The organism is Paenibacillus sp. J22P143 (genome assembly GCF_059692035.1).
Map to the genome: position 1 here is coordinate 56687 of NZ_JCAUAQ010000004.1, position 20484 is coordinate 77170.

The following is a 20484-nucleotide window of genomic DNA, read 5'->3' on the forward strand; positions in this document are numbered from 1 at the left end:
AAAAAAATGGGAATAGCTGCTATGATATTCGAAAGGTTAGCTTACTTAATGACTGCCCACAAGCGTGTGTTCTTGAGAAATTTGGCTGAGTGCTTCCCCAGCCTCATCTTCAAAATTACCTCTAATCGCCAAGTCGCCAATAGCGACAATACCAACAAGCTTCCCATTTTCGAGAACGGGTAACCGCCTGATTTGATTTTCCGCCATGATTTTCGCAGCTTCATCAACAGACGTATCGGGATCCACGGTGGTCATATTTGTGGTCATTACGGTTTCGACTGCAGTAGACCCCGAATGCTTTTCCGCATAGCCTCGAATAACAAGATCCCGGTCCGTCACTCCGCCTATGAACTTCTCCCCATCGAGGACCGCAACAAATCCAATATCGTGCTGTTTCATTTTCAAGGCAATCTCGAACACATTATCCAGCAAGGTAACGGTCACACAATCTTTACTCATGATGTCCTTTACTTTTTTGTCAGGCAATTTCATCAGCCTCCTTGGTTTCATGTTGTGCAACAAATTAATGCTACATTAGCATTCACCAAAGCTTCGCGAGCATTCATGCCATATAATCCAAGGCCATCGACAGCAGCAAATTCGCCGCGTTTAGCATGGATCTTTCGTCAATGTCGAACTTCGGATGATGATGAGGGTGTACAATGCCAGCTTCAACATTACCAGCACCTACAAACATGAAACATCCTGGCTTCGCTTGCAAATAATAGGAAAAGTCCTCTCCGGCCATAATAAGAGGAGATTCATGAACGGCCTCTTCACCAAACAAAGCTGAACCTACTTGAAAGAATCTAGCTGCTTCATTGGCATCATTGATTACCGTCGGATAGCCGAGTTTATATTCCAGCTCATACGTTGCTTGAGACATCTCACAAGTCGCCTGCACAATTCTTTCAATTCGTGCTCTCACATCTTGTCTCAACTCAGGATTGAAGGTACGCACGGTTCCATTGAGCACACTTGTTTCTGCAATGACATTGAAGCTAGTGCCTCCATGGAACGAGCCAATGCTAACCACACAAGGTTCTACAGGGTCTACTTGTCGACTTACAATGGATTGCATGTTAACGACTAATTGTGAGGCCACATACACACTATCGATCGTTTGATGCGGCAAACCACCGTGCCCGCCTTTCCCTTGTATCCGGATGGTAAATTCATCTGGCGCGGCCATGAAAGCTCCTGATCGCGTGTAAACATGTCCGACCGGAAACGGTGTCCATAAGTGAACGCCAAACACAGCATCTACGCCATCGAGCGCTCCTGCTTTAATCATCGAGTCAGCGCCGCCAGGAGAAATTTCTTCTGCATGCTGGAAAAGAAAGACCAGATTGCCTTTAAGTTCTGCCCGATGCTGGCTAGCTACCTTGGCAATTCCGAGCAAAGTCGATGTATGTGCATCATGTCCGCAGGCATGCATAATCCCATTCTTTGTTGATGTATAATCACAGCTCTTCTCATCCTGGATCGGAAGAGCGTCCATGTCTGCCCGAAGGGCAACAGTCGGTCCCTCGCCGCTGCCGCGAAGCAAACCGACAACACCGTTCCCGCCTACGCCAGTACGCACTTCAATGTCCCAGCTGAGTAAATGCTTCGCTACAAACTCTGCTGTCTGATATTCATGGTAGGAAAGCTCAGGATTTTGATGTAAATAACGTCTCCAGCCCACCATCTCTTCATATATGGCTTGGAGATCTTCATGAAAATGATTCATAATATACATCCACCTCCTGTTCTCGATCGCTTACTTTAATCTAAAATGAACTGTTGAAACCTATTCTATCAAATATCAACCATGGTTTCATCTCTAAAGTGCCATCAAATATTAGAATTTACACACGATCATCGACTTGCAGAACCCTTAGAAACATACTATCATGAGAAAAGAATGCATATACGTACAATATGGAGGCGTTAAAATTGATTATTGAAGCAACTGGCTTAAAGGGCCTAAAAAGCGATTTGGCTCATTTGGACGAAGTAACAACTAAACTTGGTTTCGTTCGCTGGCAATGGGAATACACCCGTGCTACATACGATTTTAAAATGGAAGATAAAGCAAGCAAGGCTGTCTACTTCCTGCGTGTAAATGCACGTGTAGAAACAGGCAAGCTAGAATCACCCTATGCCGTATTATATCTAGAAGAAGCTTACATAGGCAAAGAAACATTCCCACATGGCTTGGATTACAATTCACCAATCCCTGAGAATGTACTCAAAATTTCCAAACAAAAATTAGATCAACTGCAACAATTATTAGCAGACTAGGCGGGGAATCAGCATGAATCCCCCTCGAAGAGGAACGCCGGATTTTCTGCTGCTCTTATTAACCTTTGTATTGGTCTGTTTTGGCTTGTTGATGGTGTTCAGCGCGAGCTCCATGACAAGTGCCTACCGATGGGATGATCCTTGGTACTTTACAAGAAAGCAGATTGTTGCTGTCGTCATCGGTACGATTTTCATGTTGATTTGTATGAATATCCATTACACGAAGTTAAAGAAGCTCGTTATCCCTGCTTTCTTCATCGTTGTGGTCGGGTTAGTTTTCGTCATCTTCACTAGTAAAGCGAATGGCGCGAGCAGCTGGTACTCGCTTGGCAGATACGGGTTACAGCCCACAGAGTTTGCCAAATTGATTGTCATACTCTATCTTGCTTCTTTGATCAGCAATAAAGAAGAGAAATTCAGGAGTTTTAGCAAAGGATTATTTCCGGCCATCTTAATCGTTAGTTTTGTGTGCGGCTTGATCCTCAAACAGCCTGATTTCGGTTCCTGTATGATTCTCTTCACTTGTTCAGCCATTGTCATCATGGTTGGAGGTTCTAACCTCAAACATATTTTTTATATTGGCGCTATCCTTACGGTTGTTCTTAGTATAGCTGTACTTCTGTACCTCCAATTAGGCGATACAGGCACTGACTTTAGGGTCAAGCGAATAACTTCGTTTATGGATCCTTTCGCAGATCCGCAAGGACCCGGCTGGCAAGTTGTGCAATCCTTGTATGCCTTCGGACACGGTGGATTAACGGGCGCTGGATTCGGACAAGGTATTCAGAAGCTTCACTATTTACCTGAAGCACATAACGATTTCATCTTTGCTATCATTGGTGAAGAGCTTGGATTTATTGGCAGCGCCTTATTCCTGCTCGTCTATCTACTCTTCATTTGGCGAGGTATCCTCATTGCAGTCCGTTGCCCAGACATGTTTGGGATGTTATCTGGTGTCGGTATTATGGTTATGTTCGCCATTCAAGCCTTTGTTAATATCGGCGGTGTTACCAATACCATACCACTTACAGGTGTAACGCTGCCCTTCATCTCAGCAGGGGGCTCCTCGATGATGGTATCCCTCATCAGCATGGGGGTTATCCTTGGGATTTCTCGTGAACAATCGCACAAAGAATTCCCAGCTGCGAAGAAAACGCAGAAAACACATAAAAAAAGACCCTTATCGACATGATATAACGTCGAACGGGTCTTTTTTTTGGCATCATTTGACGCGGAGTTGATCTTCCGTTTCTTCTTCCGTAAATGCGACACCTTCCACTTTCACATTCACTTCTACAACATTTAAGCCTGTCATATTTTCAACAGCTTCCCGTACATTCTCTTGGAGATCCCTGCAAACATCCTGAATTCGAGAGCCATATTTAACGATCACTCGTAAATCGATCGCAGCTTCAACTTGTCCGACCTCTACAGAGACGCCGCGTTGCACATTTTTACCACTTAGACGCTTAGCTAAGCCTTCTGAGATACCACCTGACATGCCCGCGATGCCTGCTGTTTCCAAGGCTGCAAGCCCTGCGATAGTCGATACTACGTCATCTGAAATTCGAATTAAGCCTGTTTGATTGTCTTCGGACATACGGATCACTCCCTAAACTTGGTATAAATCTATTGTAATAAGAACAAAAGCTTAAAGCAAGAACTGCCTGCACTTATCCATTTTAATTTACTTTGGCACACAAAATAGGTATATTAAAAGAAGTTAAAAAGTTCCAATCTATTAGAGTCGGAGGGTTCCCATTGAAAGGAAAATTGTTCTACATAGGGTTGCTAGTCTCTTTCGTAGCAGCCGGCATCACACATTACATGCACCTTAATACAACATTACAATTCGTTATCGCTTGTGTAGCAATCGTATTCGTGGCTGGATTCTTAGGAAAAGCGACCGAAAGTGTTGCTCACTATGCAGGAGATCGCATGGGTGGCTTCCTTAATGCAACCTTCGGGAATGCAGCAGAGCTTATCATTGCTTTCTTCTTAGTCCGAGATGGACTATTCGAAGTTGTCAAAGCCAGTCTTACTGGTGCCATCATCGGGAATTTATTACTCGTTCTTGGACTCAGCCTATTCGCAGGAGGGTTAAAGTTCAAAGAACAATCCTTTAATGTTAAATTGGCTTCTCACAATTCATCACTGATGATTCTTGGTGTTGTAGCCCTCTTCATCCCTGCTATATTCGCCGGCGGTTTGACAACCAATGAAACATCCTCCATGAGTCTGATTGTAGCTATTATCCTAATTGTAGCTTACCTACTCTGGTTATTCTTCTCCATGGTCACTCACAAAAATGTACTTTCCGATGAAGCCATTGAACATGGTGAGGCTGCGTGGTCCAAAGGCACCTCCATTCTTTTCCTCATCGTGGCGACTGCTATGGTTGCCTTTACGAGTGAATGGTTAGTTGGAACATTAGAGGAAGTAAAAGATAAATTTGGGCTATCCGATCTATTTGTCGGTGCATTCCTTATTGCTATTATCGGTAACGCGGCTGAGCATAGCGCTGCTGTCCTGATGGCCATGAAAAATAAAATGGGTGCAGCTGTTGAAATTGCAATCGGAAGCTCCTTACAAATCGCCTTATTCGTCGCACCTGTGCTTATCATTCTGAGTTTCTTCATCAGTGGTACACCAATGAATATTGTCTTTACCACTTATGAGATCGCAGCAATTGGCGTCGCGGTGTTCATCACGAAGTCCATCACACAAGATGGATCTACGAACTGGTATGAAGGACTTCTTCTCCTGTTCGTCTACATCATCCTCGGTGTTGTATTCTTTCTCGTTTAACCGAAAATACCGGAACACCAACAAAAAAAGTAACCCCTCGGGGTTACTTTTTATTGTTCAACGCTTCATACAGCTGCGCAAGATTACGTTCAAGCTTATTGAGAATTTGTTTACCTGGCAATTCGGAGATCAGTCCCGCCCGAATAGCAAAATCAATTTCCCTCGATAGTCCGTACATTTGCGTATCTAATACCTCTTCGTAAAGTGGACATTGACGTGTCGTCAAGTTTTCCATCTGTACTTCGATCAGCTTTTCGATTTTATCTGCATCTTCTTGAAGAAGATTAAGCGCCTTTTGATTCATATCCAGCAATAAATCAGATGAAGACATTCCCAACTTCCCCCTATACGCAAAGTCATCCGTCCTTATATGATCTATATTAAGCGAAATTGCCGTAATATACAAGAGAAGGTACCCTCAGAGATTCTGAGAATACCTTCTCTTGTTTCAAATCTAATCTTGAACGACGTTTACACCCAAATTATGCTTTGTGAATACTTCAGCCATTGCTGCTTTCGCTTCTTCGGCATCCGGACCATGAACATGCAAATCATAGTTACTGGAGCTAAGTAGTGTAGTAAACAAGCCAAGGATACTTTTTACATCGATATACTTATTGTCGTATTGAAGAACGATGGATGATCTGAATTTATTAGCTGTTTGGGAAATCTCAACAATTGCTGCATTATTAGCACTTGGCATATTTCATTCCTCCATTATAGTCGCATATTGAGTTGGTCGTCTTGCTTCCTATATGATAACTTGGAATAGGAAGGGAAAGCAACTAGAAAATTTCCTGCATTCTCCATATAAGGCCGTTATTTCGTCTTCGGCGCAAGTGCTCTCTTCACACTATTTCCAAGCAGCAGTAACAAGACTAATATTCCAAGCAATAACAGTAATCTCCCCTTATATCTCTGAAAGTGAAATAGATCATGAGCGATCATCGATTCCAGAAAAACAATTGGAAGCTTACCAAGTAACGTGCCCCATAGGAAATGTCTAAATTTCATATGTGTTAGGCCCGCGGAGAAGTTAATTGCAGATGACGGTAGAATCGGAATCAGACGTCCCATTAATACATAGAAGAAGCCGTGCCTCTCCATCCGCTTACTAAATTGCGTAACTAACGGAAACCGCTCCAGTTTCTTTTCTACCCAAGCATGTCCATAATAACGTGCAAAATAAAAGGAAGCAATAGCGCCCAAGCACGACATCACGTAGTTTACAAGAAACCCCATTTTAATCCCAAATATTGCAACATTCGTACCCGCTACAAGAACAAACGGAATAAACGGAAAGAATGTTTGGAAGAAAATCAAACTCATTCCAATAATTTTACCAGACCAGCCGATGTCCCTTAGATGTCCAGATAATTGCCGCATGTTACTATGTGCAAGTTTGATGCCTACAGGATTATAGAAGAAAAAATAAAGCAAGCCAACGAGCACAATGAAAATACATATGAGTAGTCCAGTACGTTTACTATATAATACCGACAAAATCCGACCATCCTCCCTTTGACCAAAATCATTGTAACATGTTACAACGGGTTCAGGAAGAGCTTCTCCACTTCACCTAGTCATAAGAATAAAAAAAGTACTTGTCCGAAGACAAGCACTTATATGCGTCAACCGATTTGAATTTGATTACGACCATTATGTTTGGCCTGATAAAGAGCCATATCTGCTCGGTAGAAAAGTGATTCCACACTAATTTTATCTTCTTCCCAATTCCAATCCGATACACCGCAGGATACCATAACTTGTGGATGTGTCTCCTCCATCACACGCCTGCGAATCCGTTCAGCAATCCGAATTGCCTGGTCCTTAGACACTTGAGGCAAATAGACAGCAAGCTCCTCTCCGCCCCATCTAGCCGCGATATCCATGTCTCTAATACTGGACTTAATAATCTGGCTGACATGGATTAGAATCTTATCACCAATTTGATGACCAAAGGTGTCATTTACCTTCTTGAAATTATCTATATCAACAATAATTAGGGACCCGCAAAAATCTTTTTTTTGCATCAAATTAGCCTGTTCATCCAAATAATGCCGAGCATAGAGCCCCGTTAGATTATCCGTAATGACCATTCGCTTCACTTCTGCATGTAAGGAGGCGTTCGTCATTGCCAGTCCAATATGGCTTGAAAGCACCTGTAATAGCTTATAGTTGTCATATGAGAAGAAGTTGGGCAAACGATGCACAATGAGGATGACGCCCTCTACGCTGCCGTTCACAAGGATAGGTGATCCAATGAGTGATCGTGAATTCGTTCGTTGCATCAAGCTTGAGCTTACTTTATCATTACTCCAGTAATCAGAAATAATGATTGGTTCCTTAGATGAATAGATCAGCCCTGAAAATCCTTGATCCAGCGTAAATGTCTCATGAAACATGGCCGGTAAGTTGGTCGCCTGAACAATTAATTGATCAATTTCTTTGGAGCATTGAAGGATACAGCTATAATCAGCACCGAAAATGCTTAAAATTTCACTCGAAGCTGAATTGAAAATCTCATTTAAACGTAAACTTTGATTAAGCTGCTTCGTAATTTCATTAATGAGTCGCAGTTCATTAATCATGAGATTGGATTGTTCGTATAGTTTCGCATTTTCAAATGCCGTGCCAGCTGAGTCAGCCAACAGCGAAATGAATTGCAAATCAGATGAATCGATCAATTCATCCGTAAACTCCATGTACAGAACGCCATAAACGCCCTGCTTTCCTGATAAGGGTGCCGCAATGTTTCCTGAACTCGAAGCGCTTCCTATTGTGGTCGGCTCAAAGATAACTTGACCTTCCATGAATGCTCGTGTTCGAATATCCGACTCTGTCCGTTGGAAATTCAAAGGCTTCACCGATAAATTCGTAGAATCATTATCTTGCGAAAGCAATAAATCAACTCGCGTGTTGGGATATACACGCCCCATACACTCAATGACTTCTGTCAACACAGAATGAACATCATTCTTCGCGAGCAACTTCTTAGAAGCTTCGAAAAGAATAACATGTTTCTTAGATTCCATTTCCTTCAAATGGTGAAGGTTATTTAAGCGATCAAACTTCCTGCGTTCCTCCATAAGGAGAATGGAACTTTGAAAGGAAAGTGCAAGACTGTATAGTAATCGTGCTAACTCTTCCATATTTAGGCGAGATTGGGTGAAAAGCCCTAAATAAAATTGAACCTGGCCATGATTATCCAAAACAGGCGTAACCGCAATCAGATACGCTTTAAACTCTCGCAGATGCCATTCATCACCATTCAGCAATTGTAAATGACCTGAACTTTCACAGCGAGAAAGCGGATTATCAACACGATCTGCAGCTTTCCATGAGAAACCTGGTTCCAGGTAATTGTCAATCGAAGGCGTGTCATTCGAACACGAGTCGATCACAGTTAGATGCTCATTTACGCACAACAGAGCCGTTTGTGGAGGCATCATGTTGTGTCCGAATTGCTGATTCCAGTTCTCAAAGGCATGGTGCAATATTGGGTTTACTTGCAAACCCTCGTAAGAAAAGTTGCCAGAAAGTATAAAGCCTTGCCGAAGAAACACATCAAAGTGTTCTGCTCGACTATGCTTATGTATACTGCGAAGTTCACTCATAGGCTCTCCTTCACTCACTAACAATAGTCCTGAAGTACCAATTTAAAATTGTTTTCTTCTATCATACTATTTTTTTTCATCTATTGCACGATATTTTCCTCTCATTGGGACAGAGATAGACTTGACACTTGCTCCTGTTTTTAATAAAATTAGAAGTCGAGTAACACCATGATTTCGGTGAATGCCATTTGTGATCACCCTCACTGCTTTTGCTCCTGACAAGACAGCGGCTGAACTACTCTTGACAGGGAATCACATTATGATTCGTTAGCAAAATCGGGCACTTGTCTTCACCCTGACATCTAGATGCTATTTACTAAACTAATTGTCATGAGAAGGAGTTTTCCCTAAATGTCACGTTATACAGGACCTAAATTTAAATTAAGCCGTCGTGTTGGTATTTCCTTGAGCGGTAACGGTAAAGACTTGAAACGCCCATTCCCTCCAGGTCAACATGGCCCAGGACAACGTAAAAAAATGAGCGGTTACGGCGTACAATTGAACGAGAAGCAAAAGCTTCGTCACATGTACGGTTTGAACGAAAAACAATTCCGCAACTTGTTCGACAAAGCTTCCAAACTTAAAGGTATTGCCGGTGAGAACTTCATGGTATTGCTTGAAAGCCGCCTAGACAACTTGGTTTACCGTCTTGGTCTTTCTAACTCCCGTGCAGGTGCACGTCAACTCGTTGCTCATGGTCACGTAACTGTGAACGGCAAAAAAGTTGATATCGCTTCTTACCTTGTATCCCTTGGTGATGTGATTTCACTTCGTGAAAGAAGCAAAGGCCTTTCCACAGTGAAAGAAGCTCTTGCTAACCGTAACTACCTTCCAACTTACCTTGAGTTTAACGACGCAAGCGTAGAAGGTAAATACATCCGTCTACCAGAACGTTCCGAGCTTCCACAAGAAATTGACGAAAAACAAATCGTCGAGTTCTACAGCCGTTAATAAAAGCAACCCCCTTAGGGATTTCCCTAAGGGGGTTATTTTTTAAATTATAGATTATGTGAATTTGACTAGGAAATAATTCTTTTTGCCGCGGCGAATGATGAGATACGAATCTCCAAGTCGCCCTAATTGCCTAGTCGTCGCTTCAAGCTCCGTCACTTTAACACCATTCACAGTCACAGCACCGCTTTCAATATCTTGACGTGCCTGACGTTTGGACGGCGCAGCACCTACAGAAATTAGCAGATCAATTAATGCGACGTCATCTTGTTCTAAAGTTGTTGAAGGTACATCCTTGAAAGCTTCTTCAATTTCTGTACGTGATAGAGACTCAATGTCTCCACTGAACAGAGCAGAAGTGATATTAAGCGCACTCTCTAAGGCTTCTCCCCCATGCACTAACTTCGTCACTTCACGAGCTAATACTTTCTGCGCTTCTCTTTTCCCCGGCTCATTCTGTACTTCAGCTTCAAGTCGTTCAATTTCTTCATGGGTTTCAAAGGTGAAATATTTCAAGAAACGAATGACATCATTATCCGCTGTTCCTAACCAGAATTGGTAGAACTGGTATGGTGATGTTTTGTTTGCATCCAGCCAAATCGCTCCGCCTTCTGTTTTACCGAACTTCTGACCATCACTCTTCGTAACTAGCGGTAATGTCACTCCGAATGCGCGTCGATCCGTTGATTTTCCAATGAGCTCAAGTCCTGCCGTAATATTCCCCCATTGATCGCTTCCACCAATTTGTACGGAACAGTTCTTCGTTTCATTTAACTTCAAGAAATCATAGGCTTGCAGAATCATGTAGCTGAATTCGGTAAACGAAATCCCTTTTGTAATACGTGAATCCACGGAATCCTTAGCCAACATGTAGTTCACTGTAAAGTTTTTGCCCACATCACGTAGAAATTCAATCACATTTAGAGAGCCTAACCAATCGTAATTGTTCACCAGCTCAGCACTGTTTTCAGTTTCAGTTGAGAAATCAAGAAAACGAGAAAGCTGATTTTTGATACTTTGCGACCATGCTTCAACAACCTCTGGCCCATTCAAAGTACGTTCATTCGCTTTACCACTCGGATCACCAATTAGACCCGTCCCACCGCCTACTAACGCTAATGGAATATGTCCAGCAAGCTGAAATCGTCTCAAGGTTAAAATAGGCAGCAGACTGCCGATATGCAAGCTATCCGCTGTCGGATCAAAGCCGCAATACAGGACAACGCGCTCATCGTTAAGCTTTTTGTCCAAACCTTCTCGATCCGTAATTTGATGCAGCAACCCACGAAACTCTAAATCCTTCAGAATACTCATGTCAACCATCCTTTGTTATGTAATAAAAACAAAAAAGCCTTCTTATCCCAAAGGGACGAGAAGACTTGACTCGCGGTACCACCCTAATTAAAACAGCACTTACGTACATCTATAACGAAAGTCGTAGGCACGGCATGCTATTTTCACTCAAGAACCGATAACGGGGTTTAATCGGTAAATACTACTTGTGCAGGCACATTCCTGCAGGTTCCCATTTACTGCTCAAGACCGTAATTCACTAACCTGCAGGTACCGGTTCGCACCCTCCACCGGCTCTCTGAAAGCATCCACAAGCTACCTACTGCTGATCCATCAACGCATTTGTTCTTGTTATAACACAGGATTCTGATGCTTGTCAAACCTTGAACTGAACCATTCTGCCATCAACATTACCGCAAAAGGTGCAGTTATGGTATACTATTAGGGTTCATGTAAGGAGGATATTGGAACTTATGCGCAATTTTTTCGCGAAATGGAATCGCCCCTGGGTTAGAACTACACTAAAAGTAACTGGAATTACCTTAAAATGGGCCATTATCTGTGTCTTTTTGGCTGGCCTGCTAGGTGGATCCGCCGCTTTCGGATATGTCAGTGCACTTGTCAAGAAAGATCCGATACGCAGCGAAGAAGCGATTCGCCAACAAATGCAAGAGAATGCGATTACGGGATTCGCCTATTTCAATGATGATGCTGTCATTGGACAATTACGAACAGAAGAAGATCGACGTCTTGCACAGCTTGACGACATCCCGCAATCCCTGCTAAACGCAGTCCTCGCTATTGAGGACAAGGATTTCTACAATCATCGCGGCATCGATTTTCGCGGACTCTACCGTGCGGTCACGCAGAAGCTTCTTAATGAAGATGTGCAAACCGGCGGCAGTACAATCACACAGCAGCTAGCTAGGCGCGTTTTTCTTACACTAGATCGTGATGACGGCCGAAAAGCGAGAGAGTTGCTGCTTGCACTTCGGATGGAACGTATCATGTCGAAGGATGAAATATTACTTGCCTACTTAAACAAAATCCCGTATGGCAACGGAGCAACTGGCTATAATCTGTATGGCATTAAAGCCGCCGCCAAAGGCCTGTTCAACATTGACGATTTGGACAAATTGAACATCGCGCAAGCCGCGTATTTAGCTGGATTACCACAATCCCCTTCGCAATACTCGGCATTTACAAGTAAGCCATCTTTCGATGAAGAAGGCTACAAAAAAGCGGTATCACGACAACAGTTAGTATTGAAGCGGATGATGGAAGAAAACAAAATTACAAGTGATCAATATCAAGATGCCCTGAAATTCGATCTAAAAGCATCGATGCCTTCGGCAGCTCAAAAAGCATACACAACCTACCCTTATCTGATGATCGAAACCGAACAGGAAGCAGCAGAAATCTTATTGAAGATTCAGAATCCTGGGCTTGATCCAAAGACGAACCAAACCGCTTATAATGAAGCACTCAAAAACATACATACACAGCTATTACGCGGCGGGTATCAAATTTACACGACCATTGATAAAACCATTTATGATTCAATGCATGAAATTTCAAGCAATAACAAGAATTTCGCGCCAACGGATGAGAAAAAAGGCGGCATCGAGCAAGTTGGAGCCATCATGATTGACTCTAAAACGGGTGCAATCAAAGGTATGATCGAAGGCCGGGACTTTTTCGATGAGCAGCTGAATCATGCGACCCAAGCTTACAGACAACCTGGATCAACGATGAAGCCAATTGCTGCTTACATTCCAGCTCTAGAAAAAGGTGTCTTGCAACCTGCGAGCATCGTGGATGATATTCCGATTATTCTAAAAGACGGCGTTAAAGGCTTCCATCTTCCGGAGAACTGGGATCATAAGTTCCATGGCCTGATGACCGCTCGCCGCGCATTGAATCAGTCCTACAACATTCCCGCCATCGATGTGTTTCTTAATAAGGTTGGCATTACGCAAGCATGGGACTTTGCTAAGAAGCTCGGAATTACGTCACTTACTAAAGAAGACAATGCAGCGCAAACAGGCGTTATTGGCGGTTTGAGCCGAGGTACCTCTGTCAAGGAAATAGCAGGTGCGTATGCCTCCATTCCGAATAAAGGCGTGTTTAATGCACCATACCTAATTCGTGAAATTAAAGATTCGAATGGCAAAACGATTTATGCACATGAACAAAAACCACAAACGGTGTACTCACCGCAAACTGCTTACCTCATTACAGATATGCTGAAAACTGTCATCAGTAACGCTAGCCAAGGCACAGCTGCTGATCTTATGAAGAAATTTAAATCGTATGGAAAAATTGAAATCTCAGGGAAAACAGGCTCCACACAAGATGATGCTGATGCATGGTTTATGGGCTTTACCCCTGATGTCACGGTAGGTGTGTGGATTGGTTATGATCAACCGATTAATAAACTTTCGTCCAAAACAGGGCAAACCAACCATGCGAAAGATATCTGGGCTCTCATCTTGAACAAAACGATCGAACAAAAACCAGACCTTTTCCCGAACAAAACATTTGCTAAGCCAGATGGGATCGTTTCAGCAACAGTCTCCAATTTATCTGGTATGCTGCCGAGTGAATTAATAACAAGTCCAGATCATCTAGTGACTGACATTTTCAACAAAAAGTACTTACCAACGCAAACAGATAATGTCATGGTAAAGATGAAAATCAGTTCGTTAAATGGGCTCAATTACATAGCTCAAGAGACGACACCTGCTGATTTCGTGCAAGAAAAAGTCGTGATCAAACGACAAAAATCAATCACCCAATTGTTAAAAGAAATCGATGTGGTTATGCAAAAGCTGCCAGAGAAAACCCGAAAGCCAATCGAATTCTATAAGCCAACTGATTATGACGTAGATGCACCAGCCGATGCGGACCCAAGGGTTGATGATGGGAAAGTACCACCAGCACCAAGCAACGTCGTGACAGTCAAGTCAGGTGATACGGCGACAGTTACTTTCCAGCCGAACACAGATGCGGATATCGTTGGCTATCGCATTTATCGTTCGGATAACCAAGGAAAGTTCCAGCTCATGGGCGGAAAAGTCGTGCTTACAGGTGCTGAAGCGAAGTTAGTTGATCAACTTCAAACAGCAGCAATAACAGGGTACTACGTTACAGCAGTAGATGTAGCAGGCAAAGAATCTCTGCCAAGTCGGTCCTCTTATACAGATGGAAGCACCCTAGATTCCTTGATTATTCCAGATGTTGATAGCAATGGCAATCCACTGCCAGATCTTACATCCCCTTCACCAGGGACACCGAATGGCGGAACGGGCGCAAGCGCTGGCAAACCGATTTCAAAGGATGCTCCTGCTGCACCAACTGGCATTAAAGCGAAAGCAGACGGCGCTTCGTTAATCCTCTCTTGGAAAGCGAACGAAGCCAAAGACAAAGTTAAGCAATACATTGTGTATTACAGCGACAAAGAAAAAGGCACCTATACAAAGTTAGGTACCGTTGCGAATGGAACAGAGTATCATTACTTCGCGGCAGCATATAATGGTTATTACAAAATAACAGCCACGAATGATGCCGGCGAGTCTAAGTTCTCTGCTACGATTGCTTATAATAATTAACATATGTTGAGGAAGAACCTGGCAGCTGCCAGGTTCTTTTGTTTTTCCATAATATACAAAAAAGCTTTCTCTACACCTCAAGGGTGCGGAGAAAGCTTTGGGATTACGCCAATTAATCTTCGATTGTTGATAAATCACCTGTCGGCAAGTTAAGCTCCCATGCTTTGAGAACACGGCGCATGATCTTACCACTGCGAGTCTTAGGCAGTTTATCTTTAAATTCAATTTCACGAGGTGCAGCATGGGCAGAAAGCCCTTCCTTCACGAACTTAGAAATTTCTGCTTTCAGTTCATCTGAAGCAACGAAACCTTCACGCAACGCGATAAATGCTTTGATGATTTCTCCACGCATCGGATCTGGTTTCCCAATTACCCCTGCTTCTGCAACGGCTGGATGCTCAACAAGCTTACTCTCTACTTCGAATGGACCTACACGCTCACCTGCCGTGTTAATAACGTCATCAACACGACCTTGGAACCAGAAGTAGCCATCCTCGTCTTGATAAGCGGAATCCCCAGAAACGTACCAGCCTGTCAAACGGAAGTACTCTTCATATTTGGAGGGGTTATTCCAAATTTTACGCATCATCGATGGCCATGGTGTTTTGATTGCAAGGTTCCCCATCCGATTCGGAGGCAGAACATTCCCAGCATCATCAATAATAGCAGCATCAACGCCCGGAATTGGACGCCCCATTGAGCCTGGTTTAATCGTCATCGATGGGTAGTTACAAATCAACTGTCCACCTGTCTCCGTCATCCACCAAGTATCGTGAATACGTTGGTTGTAGACCTTCATTCCCCATCTAACAACTTCTGGATTTAACGGCTCTCCAACGCTCAATACGTGGCGAAGCGCTGACAAATCGTACCCAGCTGAAACATCGTCGCCAGCCCCCATCAACATGCGGAATGCAGTTGGCGCGCTGTACCATACGGTTACTTTATATTTTTGAAGTGTGTTGTACCAATCCTGTGGACTGAAGCGTCCTCCGCGGATTACATTCGTCGCGCCATTTAACCATGGAGCGAAGATCCCATAAGACGTACCAGTTACCCAACCTGGATCAGCCGTACACCAATAGATGTCATCTTCTTTTAAATCCAAAACAATTTGACCTGTATAATAGTGCTGTAGCATCGCATTTTGAACGTGGAATACACCTTTCGGTTTCCCCGTTGATCCGGATGTATAATGAATAATTAATCCATCCTCACGATCCAACCATTCAATTTCAAGCTCTGTAGAAGCGTTTGCCATTTCTTTGTGATAATCAACTTGTCCTTCACCAAGCTCAATGTTCTCCCCAACGAGGATCACATGCTTCAAGTGCGGAAGTTCGTTGTAAGGTACACGCGATAACTGACTAGGTGTCGTAACAATCGCAACAGCTTCACTATCGTCCAAACGGTCTCTTACAGCTGTTTCCATAAATGCTTCAAAAAGCGGACCAACAACCGCGCCTACTTTGAGAGATCCAAGTAAAGAATAATACAATTCAGGTGTCCGCGGCATGAAAATGAAGACTCTTTCGCCTTTTCCTATGCCTAATCCTCTAAGCACATTACCGAACTGATTGGATCTTTCTTTCATTTGTCCAAATGTAATCGCTTCATCACGCGTACTGTCGCTGTAATATAATGCGATTTTATCATTTTTCGCGCCTTCTGCATGGCGGTCAATGGCTTCATATGCCATATTCACTTTACCTGTTTCGTACCAGGAAAAGCTTTTCTCGATGTCTTTCCAATCAAATGTCGCATGTGTTTGTTCGTAATTTTCCATGTTTGGATTAAGGGATACTGATTTAATGAGTTCATCTTTGATTCCATCCATAAACGTAAAACCCTCCTCACGAGATAACCGCTTTCACTTTACTGAAGAATTCGAGCAAAATGTGATCGATTTTTGACATGTTCTATTATAACACACTCATAATATTTCGCCTATGTTTAAGTTTTACTATGATTTCCATCAAAAGTTTGCTATATAAATACTATGAATCTTCGTAAAGTAAACGCCCATCATGCTGTTTTTTAGAAGGAGAGCCAAGGTTATGCAGCATATCAAAATCTACCACTCACAAAGCTTGCGCACTGCTCCCGATCAACCTGAAATTATTATTGAGGGTCCCGTTTCACCTGAAAAACTGCAAGATCTTACGATGCACACGAAGCTCGATGCCTTTCGTAGACCCAAGGAGCAACTCGAAGCACTTATCGAGATTGCGGGGTTACCTGAAGGCCGAATCATCTTAGCTAGGGACGGTTCTACTATTGTAGGATACGTCACTTTCCATTATGCGGACGAAATTGAGCGGTGGTCACAGGGTAATATGAAGGATTTAATTGAGCTCGGCGCCATTGAGGTGGCTGATGATTACAGAGCGATTGGTTTAGGCAAAAAGATGATCCACCTCGCTTTTGAAAGCGATCAAATGGAAAATGTGATTTGCTTCACAACGGAATATTATTGGCATTGGGATTTGGAAACCAGTAAATTAACGGTTTGGGAATATCGTCAAATGATGGAGAAGCTCATGAAAAGCGTCGATATGATCTGGTTCGCAACTGATGATCCCGAGATATGCTCACATCCCGCCAACTGTCTCATGGTGAGAATCGGGAAGCAAGTACCCATCTCGTCGATCGAGCAGTTTGACCGCGTGCGTTTTCAGCAGCGGTTTATGTATTAGCTCCAGGAGATGGAGTCGACAGCAGTACTTCAATCGAAATTGTTAGCCAATTCGGGGGAATTTGGAAAATGAAAATGAAGTCAACGTATCCTGTGTTTATATATGATGATCAAGAAATTCAGTATAAATTTAATGATAATCATCCCTTCAATCAGGATCGCCTTATCATGACGGTGGATCTGCTGCGCAAATCTGATGCACTTCCAGACAGCGCTTTGCTCACTGCTAACTCAGCGACAGATGCAGATCTGCTACGCGTGCATGCAGCCCCTTATATCGAGGCTGTGAAAGCGCTAAGTACACCTGTGCCTGAAGAGCGTTGGGTGCGTGAGGCGACCCGGTTCGGGCTGGACACGGACGACACCCCCTACTTCCCTAGGATGCATGACATCACAGCGAAGGTTGTAGGCGGCTCGATCCTCGCCGTAGACTTAGTTATGTCCGGTCAAGCTCCGCACGCCTTGCATTTAGGCGGCGGTCTCCACCACGCCCTGCAAAGCAAGGGCGCGGGCTTCTGCGTCTACAATGACGCATCTGCAGCCATCGCCTATGCCAAAGAAAAGTATAACGCCAAGGTGTTGTACATCGACACCGATGTGCATCACGGCGATGGCGTGCAATGGAGTTTCTACGCCGATCCGCAGGTCGGCACGCTCTCCATTCATGAGACGGGGAAATATTTATTCCCCGGCACAGGAGCCGTGAACGAACGCGGAGAAGGCGACGCGTTCGGTACTAGCGTGAATATCCCGGTGGAGCCATACACCGAGGACGATTCTTGGCTGGAATGCTTCAGCGAGGTACTGACCGAGCTGATCGCCCGCTTCCAGCCGGACGTCATTATCTCGCAGCATGGGTGTGACGCCCATGCCTTCGACCCGCTCGCGCATGTGCATTGCTCCATGCGCGTGTATAAGGCCATGCCCGAGCTTATCCATCGACTAGCGCACCAGTGGTGCGAAGGTCGGTGGGTCGCGCTCGGGGGCGGCGGGTACGACATCTGGCGTGTCGTACCGCGGGCTTGGAGCCTGCTCTGGCTCGTGATGAGCGAGCAGCCGATCTTGAGTCAGCTGGAGGCGGAGCCCCAGCTGAGGCTGCCCCAGGCGTGGCTAGACGCCTGGCAGGGCAAGAGCCCCGTCCCACTCATGGAGACGTGGCTCGACCCGGCCCACACATGGGCGCCGATTCCAAGGCGCCAGGCGATCACCGAAAAGAATCGGCAGACGAAAGAGCTCGCCATGATGTATTTGAAATAACTTTATCTTGATATGAAAAAAGCTCAGAACCCGCCGAATAGGCGATGCTCTGAGCTTTATTTTTCGTTTCAGCTTTATAGCTGCTTCACCATATCTTCAACCATTTTATACGAATTCTCCGAAGCAATCACCGTAAACTCCGCGAAATTCACATGCGCAGAGCCATCTGCTTTATCGGACATAGAGCGCAATACGACATATGGAATGCCATTCATCGTACAAACCTGAGCGACGGAAGACCCCTCCATCTCGACACATACGCCGTTCAGCTCTTGATGCAGACTAGCCACCACTTCTCTGCTTGCAATGAACTGGTCACCTGACAGTACTCTGCCCTTCTTCACTTTACCCGCGAACAATTTCTCGCCAGAAGCAACGGCTAAATCAACCAGCTTGCTGTCCGCTTCATAAACAGAACTATCTGCATACGGAATCACGCCACGCGGAAAACCTAATGCCGTCACATCCATATCATGCTGTACACATTCCGTGGAAATAACGAGATCGCCAATTTGTAGTTCAGGATCTAACGCCCCTGCTACACCAGTGAAAATAACAGCTTTAACACCGAACTGATCAATCAGGATTTGCGTTGTAACCGCAGCATTTACTTTCCCCACACCCGTACGGCATACTACGACATCTTTACCAAAATAAGTTCCTTCTCGGAAGGTAATGCCGGCTTTTACCGTCTCTCTTATATCTGTCATATGAGCTACAAGCAGCTCAATTTCTTCATTCATTGCCCCAATAAGGGCTATTTTGTTCCACGTCATATTGATTTCCTCTCTCTCTTTTCATACATGAGAAAACCTCTACCGCGTCTCTTCCACAATAGGAATGACACGATTAGAGGTTTATTTTTCACTTAGGCTTTGGCTTTCACCGAATGACGGTTAATGATTTCATGCGGTAAAATAACTTGCATATTATCCGTTGATTCTTTATTCATCAGCTTCGTCAGAAGTCGCATCGACACAGCGCCGATATCATACATCGGTTGAGCTACAGTCGTTAAGGTCGGTCTCACCATGGATGCCATGCGGATATTATCCACACTGATCACGGCGATATCTTCAGGAACACGAAGACCATTGTCTTGAATGGTATGGATAGCGCCAATTGCCATTTCATCTGTTGCAGAGAAAATCGCTGAAGGTTTAGGTGAAAGCTGCAAGAAGTAGTTCACCGCATCCACACTGGACTCATAACGGTAGTTACCAATTCGTACATACTCATCACGCAGTGGAATACCAGCGGTTTCAAGAGCACGCTTATAGCCTTGATATCTGGCGAAACCATTCGCAGGATCCTGAAGTGTTCCCGAAATCATAGCAATGTCACGATGACCTGCTTCAATAAGAACATTCACAGCATCAAATGCTGCCGCTTCATGATCAATGTCAACGGAAGCCATCGCTTGATTCTCATCCTTCGTGCCACACAAGACAACTGGAACGGAAGAAGTACGGAAAGCTTGAATATGTTCTTCCGTTACAACACCACCCATAAAGAGCAACCCGTCTACTTGTTTCTCGAGCAACGTGTTGATAACACGAATTTCTTTCTCTTTCTTCTTGTCCGCATTACACAAAATAATATTGTAATGGTACATATTCGCAATATCCTCAATCCCACGTGCTACTTCAGCAAAAATGGAATTGGATATATCGGGAATGACAACGCCAACAGTCGTCGTCTTTTTACTTGCCAAACCTCTTGCTACCGCATTTGGACGGTAACCCAATCGTTCTATGGCTTCAAAAACCTTCTTACGGGTTTGCGGCTTCACGTTCGGGTTATTGTTAACGACCCGAGATACGGTTGCCATGGAAACGCCTGCTTCTCTCGCTACATCATAAATGGTTACGGTCACGGTTACTCTCTCCATTTTCACAAGTATTCTGCGAACCTAGTATATTATCGTTATGATACGACAAATTAATCCATCTTGCAATGCAAAATG

18 protein-coding genes and 1 other annotated feature are annotated in these 20484 nt (G+C 44.0%); of the genes, 7 read left to right on the forward strand and 11 right to left on the reverse strand.

Going from position 1 to position 20484, the window contains the following annotated elements:
- Positions 1-45: 45 nt before the first annotated feature.
- Together AC58PQ_RS09390 and AC58PQ_RS09395 are read right to left on the reverse strand one after the other, a co-directional pair.
- Positions 46-459, reverse strand: a complete 414-nt coding sequence (locus AC58PQ_RS09390; protein WP_497241963.1) for a CBS domain-containing protein — start codon at positions 457-459, stop codon at positions 46-48.
- Between the two features lie 103 nt (positions 460-562).
- Complete coding sequence (locus AC58PQ_RS09395; protein ID WP_497241697.1) at positions 563-1732, reverse strand: M20 family metallopeptidase; 1170 nt, start codon at positions 1730-1732, stop codon at positions 563-565.
- 206 nt (positions 1733-1938) lie between these two features.
- On the opposite strand from AC58PQ_RS09395, the gene AC58PQ_RS09400 reads away from it, so the two are divergent.
- Positions 1939-2286: a YugN family protein gene (locus AC58PQ_RS09400; protein WP_056612435.1), complete on the forward strand. Its 348-nt coding sequence runs from the start codon at positions 1939-1941 to the stop codon at positions 2284-2286.
- Between the two features lie 13 nt (positions 2287-2299).
- A complete protein-coding gene (gene ftsW / locus AC58PQ_RS09405; RefSeq protein ID WP_497241698.1) occupies positions 2300-3478 on the forward strand; it encodes a putative lipid II flippase FtsW in 1179 nt (392 codons plus the stop codon).
- Positions 3479-3508: 30 nt separating this feature from the next.
- Here ftsW and AC58PQ_RS09410 read toward each other — a convergent pair whose 3' ends face one another.
- Positions 3509-3886 carry an Asp23/Gls24 family envelope stress response protein gene (locus AC58PQ_RS09410; RefSeq protein WP_057314793.1) on the reverse strand — a complete coding sequence of 126 codons (378 nt, stop codon included), beginning with the start codon at positions 3884-3886 and terminating at the stop codon, positions 3509-3511.
- Between the two features lie 161 nt (positions 3887-4047).
- On the opposite strand from AC58PQ_RS09410, the gene cax reads away from it, so the two are divergent.
- On the forward strand, positions 4048-5094 hold the full coding sequence (cax, locus tag AC58PQ_RS09415) for a calcium/proton exchanger (RefSeq protein WP_497241699.1): 1047 nt from the start codon (positions 4048-4050) through the stop codon (positions 5092-5094).
- A gap of 43 nt (positions 5095-5137) precedes the next feature.
- Here the strand turns inward: cax and AC58PQ_RS09420 are convergent, their stop codons facing one another.
- The 4 genes from AC58PQ_RS09420 to AC58PQ_RS09435 all read right to left on the reverse strand — a co-directional run bounded on the left by AC58PQ_RS09420 (position 5138) and on the right by AC58PQ_RS09435 (position 8711).
- Positions 5138-5425 carry an Fpa/YlaN family protein gene (locus tag AC58PQ_RS09420; protein WP_056612445.1) on the reverse strand — a complete coding sequence of 96 codons (288 nt, stop codon included), beginning with the start codon at positions 5423-5425 and terminating at the stop codon, positions 5138-5140.
- Positions 5426-5548: 123 nt separating this feature from the next.
- The gene (locus tag AC58PQ_RS09425) at positions 5549-5797 is read right to left on the reverse strand and encodes an HPr family phosphocarrier protein (RefSeq protein WP_477590593.1); all 249 of its coding nucleotides are present in this window, start codon (positions 5795-5797) and stop codon (positions 5549-5551) included.
- Between the two features lie 116 nt (positions 5798-5913).
- The gene (locus tag AC58PQ_RS09430) at positions 5914-6597 is read right to left on the reverse strand and encodes a TVP38/TMEM64 family protein (protein WP_497241700.1); all 684 of its coding nucleotides are present in this window, start codon (positions 6595-6597) and stop codon (positions 5914-5916) included.
- A 128-nt stretch (positions 6598-6725) separates the two neighbouring features.
- Entirely contained in the window at positions 6726-8711 is a 1986-nt protein-coding gene (locus AC58PQ_RS09435) for a diguanylate cyclase (RefSeq protein WP_497241701.1), read from the reverse strand.
- 351 nt (positions 8712-9062) lie between these two features.
- Between AC58PQ_RS09435 and rpsD the strand changes: the two genes are divergently transcribed.
- Entirely contained in the window at positions 9063-9662 is a 600-nt protein-coding gene (rpsD, locus tag AC58PQ_RS09440) for a 30S ribosomal protein S4 (RefSeq protein WP_497241702.1), read from the forward strand.
- 54 nt (positions 9663-9716) lie between these two features.
- On the opposite strand, the gene tyrS is transcribed toward rpsD, so the two are convergent.
- Positions 9717-10976 (reverse strand): tyrosine--tRNA ligase, encoded by a 1260-nt coding sequence (gene tyrS, locus AC58PQ_RS09445; protein WP_497241703.1) that lies wholly within the window; start codon positions 10974-10976, stop codon positions 9717-9719.
- A gap of 48 nt (positions 10977-11024) precedes the next feature.
- Positions 11025-11301, reverse strand: a binding site (T-box leader).
- A gap of 127 nt (positions 11302-11428) precedes the next feature.
- Here tyrS and AC58PQ_RS09450 point away from each other — a divergent pair.
- Positions 11429-14566 carry a transglycosylase domain-containing protein gene (locus AC58PQ_RS09450; protein WP_497241704.1) on the forward strand — a complete coding sequence of 1046 codons (3138 nt, stop codon included), beginning with the start codon at positions 11429-11431 and terminating at the stop codon, positions 14564-14566.
- Positions 14567-14678: 112 nt separating this feature from the next.
- On the opposite strand, the gene acsA is transcribed toward AC58PQ_RS09450, so the two are convergent.
- Complete coding sequence (acsA, locus tag AC58PQ_RS09455; protein WP_497241705.1) at positions 14679-16403, reverse strand: acetate--CoA ligase; 1725 nt, start codon at positions 16401-16403, stop codon at positions 14679-14681.
- A 220-nt stretch (positions 16404-16623) separates the two neighbouring features.
- Here acsA and AC58PQ_RS09460 point away from each other — a divergent pair, with 220 nt between their 5' ends.
- Together AC58PQ_RS09460 and AC58PQ_RS09465 are read left to right on the forward strand one after the other, a co-directional pair.
- The gene (locus AC58PQ_RS09460; protein ID WP_497241706.1) at positions 16624-17262 is read left to right on the forward strand and encodes a GNAT family N-acetyltransferase; all 639 of its coding nucleotides are present in this window, start codon (positions 16624-16626) and stop codon (positions 17260-17262) included.
- Between the two features lie 74 nt (positions 17263-17336).
- The gene (locus AC58PQ_RS09465; protein ID WP_497241964.1) at positions 17337-18518 is read left to right on the forward strand and encodes an acetoin utilization protein AcuC; all 1182 of its coding nucleotides are present in this window, start codon (positions 17337-17339) and stop codon (positions 18516-18518) included.
- A gap of 74 nt (positions 18519-18592) precedes the next feature.
- Here AC58PQ_RS09465 and AC58PQ_RS09470 read toward each other — a convergent pair whose 3' ends face one another.
- Together AC58PQ_RS09470 and ccpA are read right to left on the reverse strand one after the other, a co-directional pair.
- Positions 18593-19294, reverse strand: coding sequence for a 5'-methylthioadenosine/adenosylhomocysteine nucleosidase (locus AC58PQ_RS09470; RefSeq protein WP_497241707.1), 702 nt, complete (start codon positions 19292-19294; stop codon positions 18593-18595).
- A 92-nt stretch (positions 19295-19386) separates the two neighbouring features.
- Positions 19387-20394, reverse strand: coding sequence for a catabolite control protein A (gene ccpA, locus AC58PQ_RS09475; RefSeq protein ID WP_497241708.1), 1008 nt, complete (start codon positions 20392-20394; stop codon positions 19387-19389).
- Positions 20395-20484 lie beyond the last annotated feature (90 nt).

Excerpts from the sequence above, each read along its gene's own strand:
- AC58PQ_RS09390 (WP_497241963.1), bottom strand. The coding sequence starts at position 459 with ATGAGTAAAGATTGTGTGACCGTTACCTTGCTGGATAATGTGTTCGAG.
- AC58PQ_RS09395 (WP_497241697.1), bottom strand. The coding sequence starts at position 1,732 with ATGAATCATTTTCATGAAGATCTCCAAGCCATATATGAAGAGATGGTG.
- ftsW (WP_497241698.1), top strand. The coding sequence starts at position 2,300 with ATGAATCCCCCTCGAAGAGGAACGCCGGATTTTCTGCTGCTCTTATTA.
- AC58PQ_RS09410 (WP_057314793.1), bottom strand. The coding sequence starts at position 3,886 with ATGTCCGAAGACAATCAAACAGGCTTAATTCGAATTTCAGATGACGTA.
- AC58PQ_RS09420 (WP_056612445.1), bottom strand. The coding sequence starts at position 5,425 with ATGTCTTCATCTGATTTATTGCTGGATATGAATCAAAAGGCGCTTAAT.
- AC58PQ_RS09425 (WP_477590593.1), bottom strand. The coding sequence starts at position 5,797 with ATGCCAAGTGCTAATAATGCAGCAATTGTTGAGATTTCCCAAACAGCT.
- AC58PQ_RS09435 (WP_497241701.1), bottom strand. The coding sequence starts at position 8,711 with ATGAGTGAACTTCGCAGTATACATAAGCATAGTCGAGCAGAACACTTT.
- rpsD (WP_497241702.1), top strand. The coding sequence starts at position 9,063 with ATGTCACGTTATACAGGACCTAAATTTAAATTAAGCCGTCGTGTTGGT.
- tyrS (WP_497241703.1), bottom strand. The coding sequence starts at position 10,976 with ATGAGTATTCTGAAGGATTTAGAGTTTCGTGGGTTGCTGCATCAAATT.
- AC58PQ_RS09450 (WP_497241704.1), top strand. The coding sequence starts at position 11,429 with ATGCGCAATTTTTTCGCGAAATGGAATCGCCCCTGGGTTAGAACTACA.
- acsA (WP_497241705.1), bottom strand. The coding sequence starts at position 16,403 with ATGGATGGAATCAAAGATGAACTCATTAAATCAGTATCCCTTAATCCA.
- AC58PQ_RS09460 (WP_497241706.1), top strand. The coding sequence starts at position 16,624 with ATGCAGCATATCAAAATCTACCACTCACAAAGCTTGCGCACTGCTCCC.
- AC58PQ_RS09465 (WP_497241964.1), top strand. The coding sequence starts at position 17,337 with ATGAAGTCAACGTATCCTGTGTTTATATATGATGATCAAGAAATTCAG.
- AC58PQ_RS09470 (WP_497241707.1), bottom strand. The coding sequence starts at position 19,294 with ATGACGTGGAACAAAATAGCCCTTATTGGGGCAATGAATGAAGAAATT.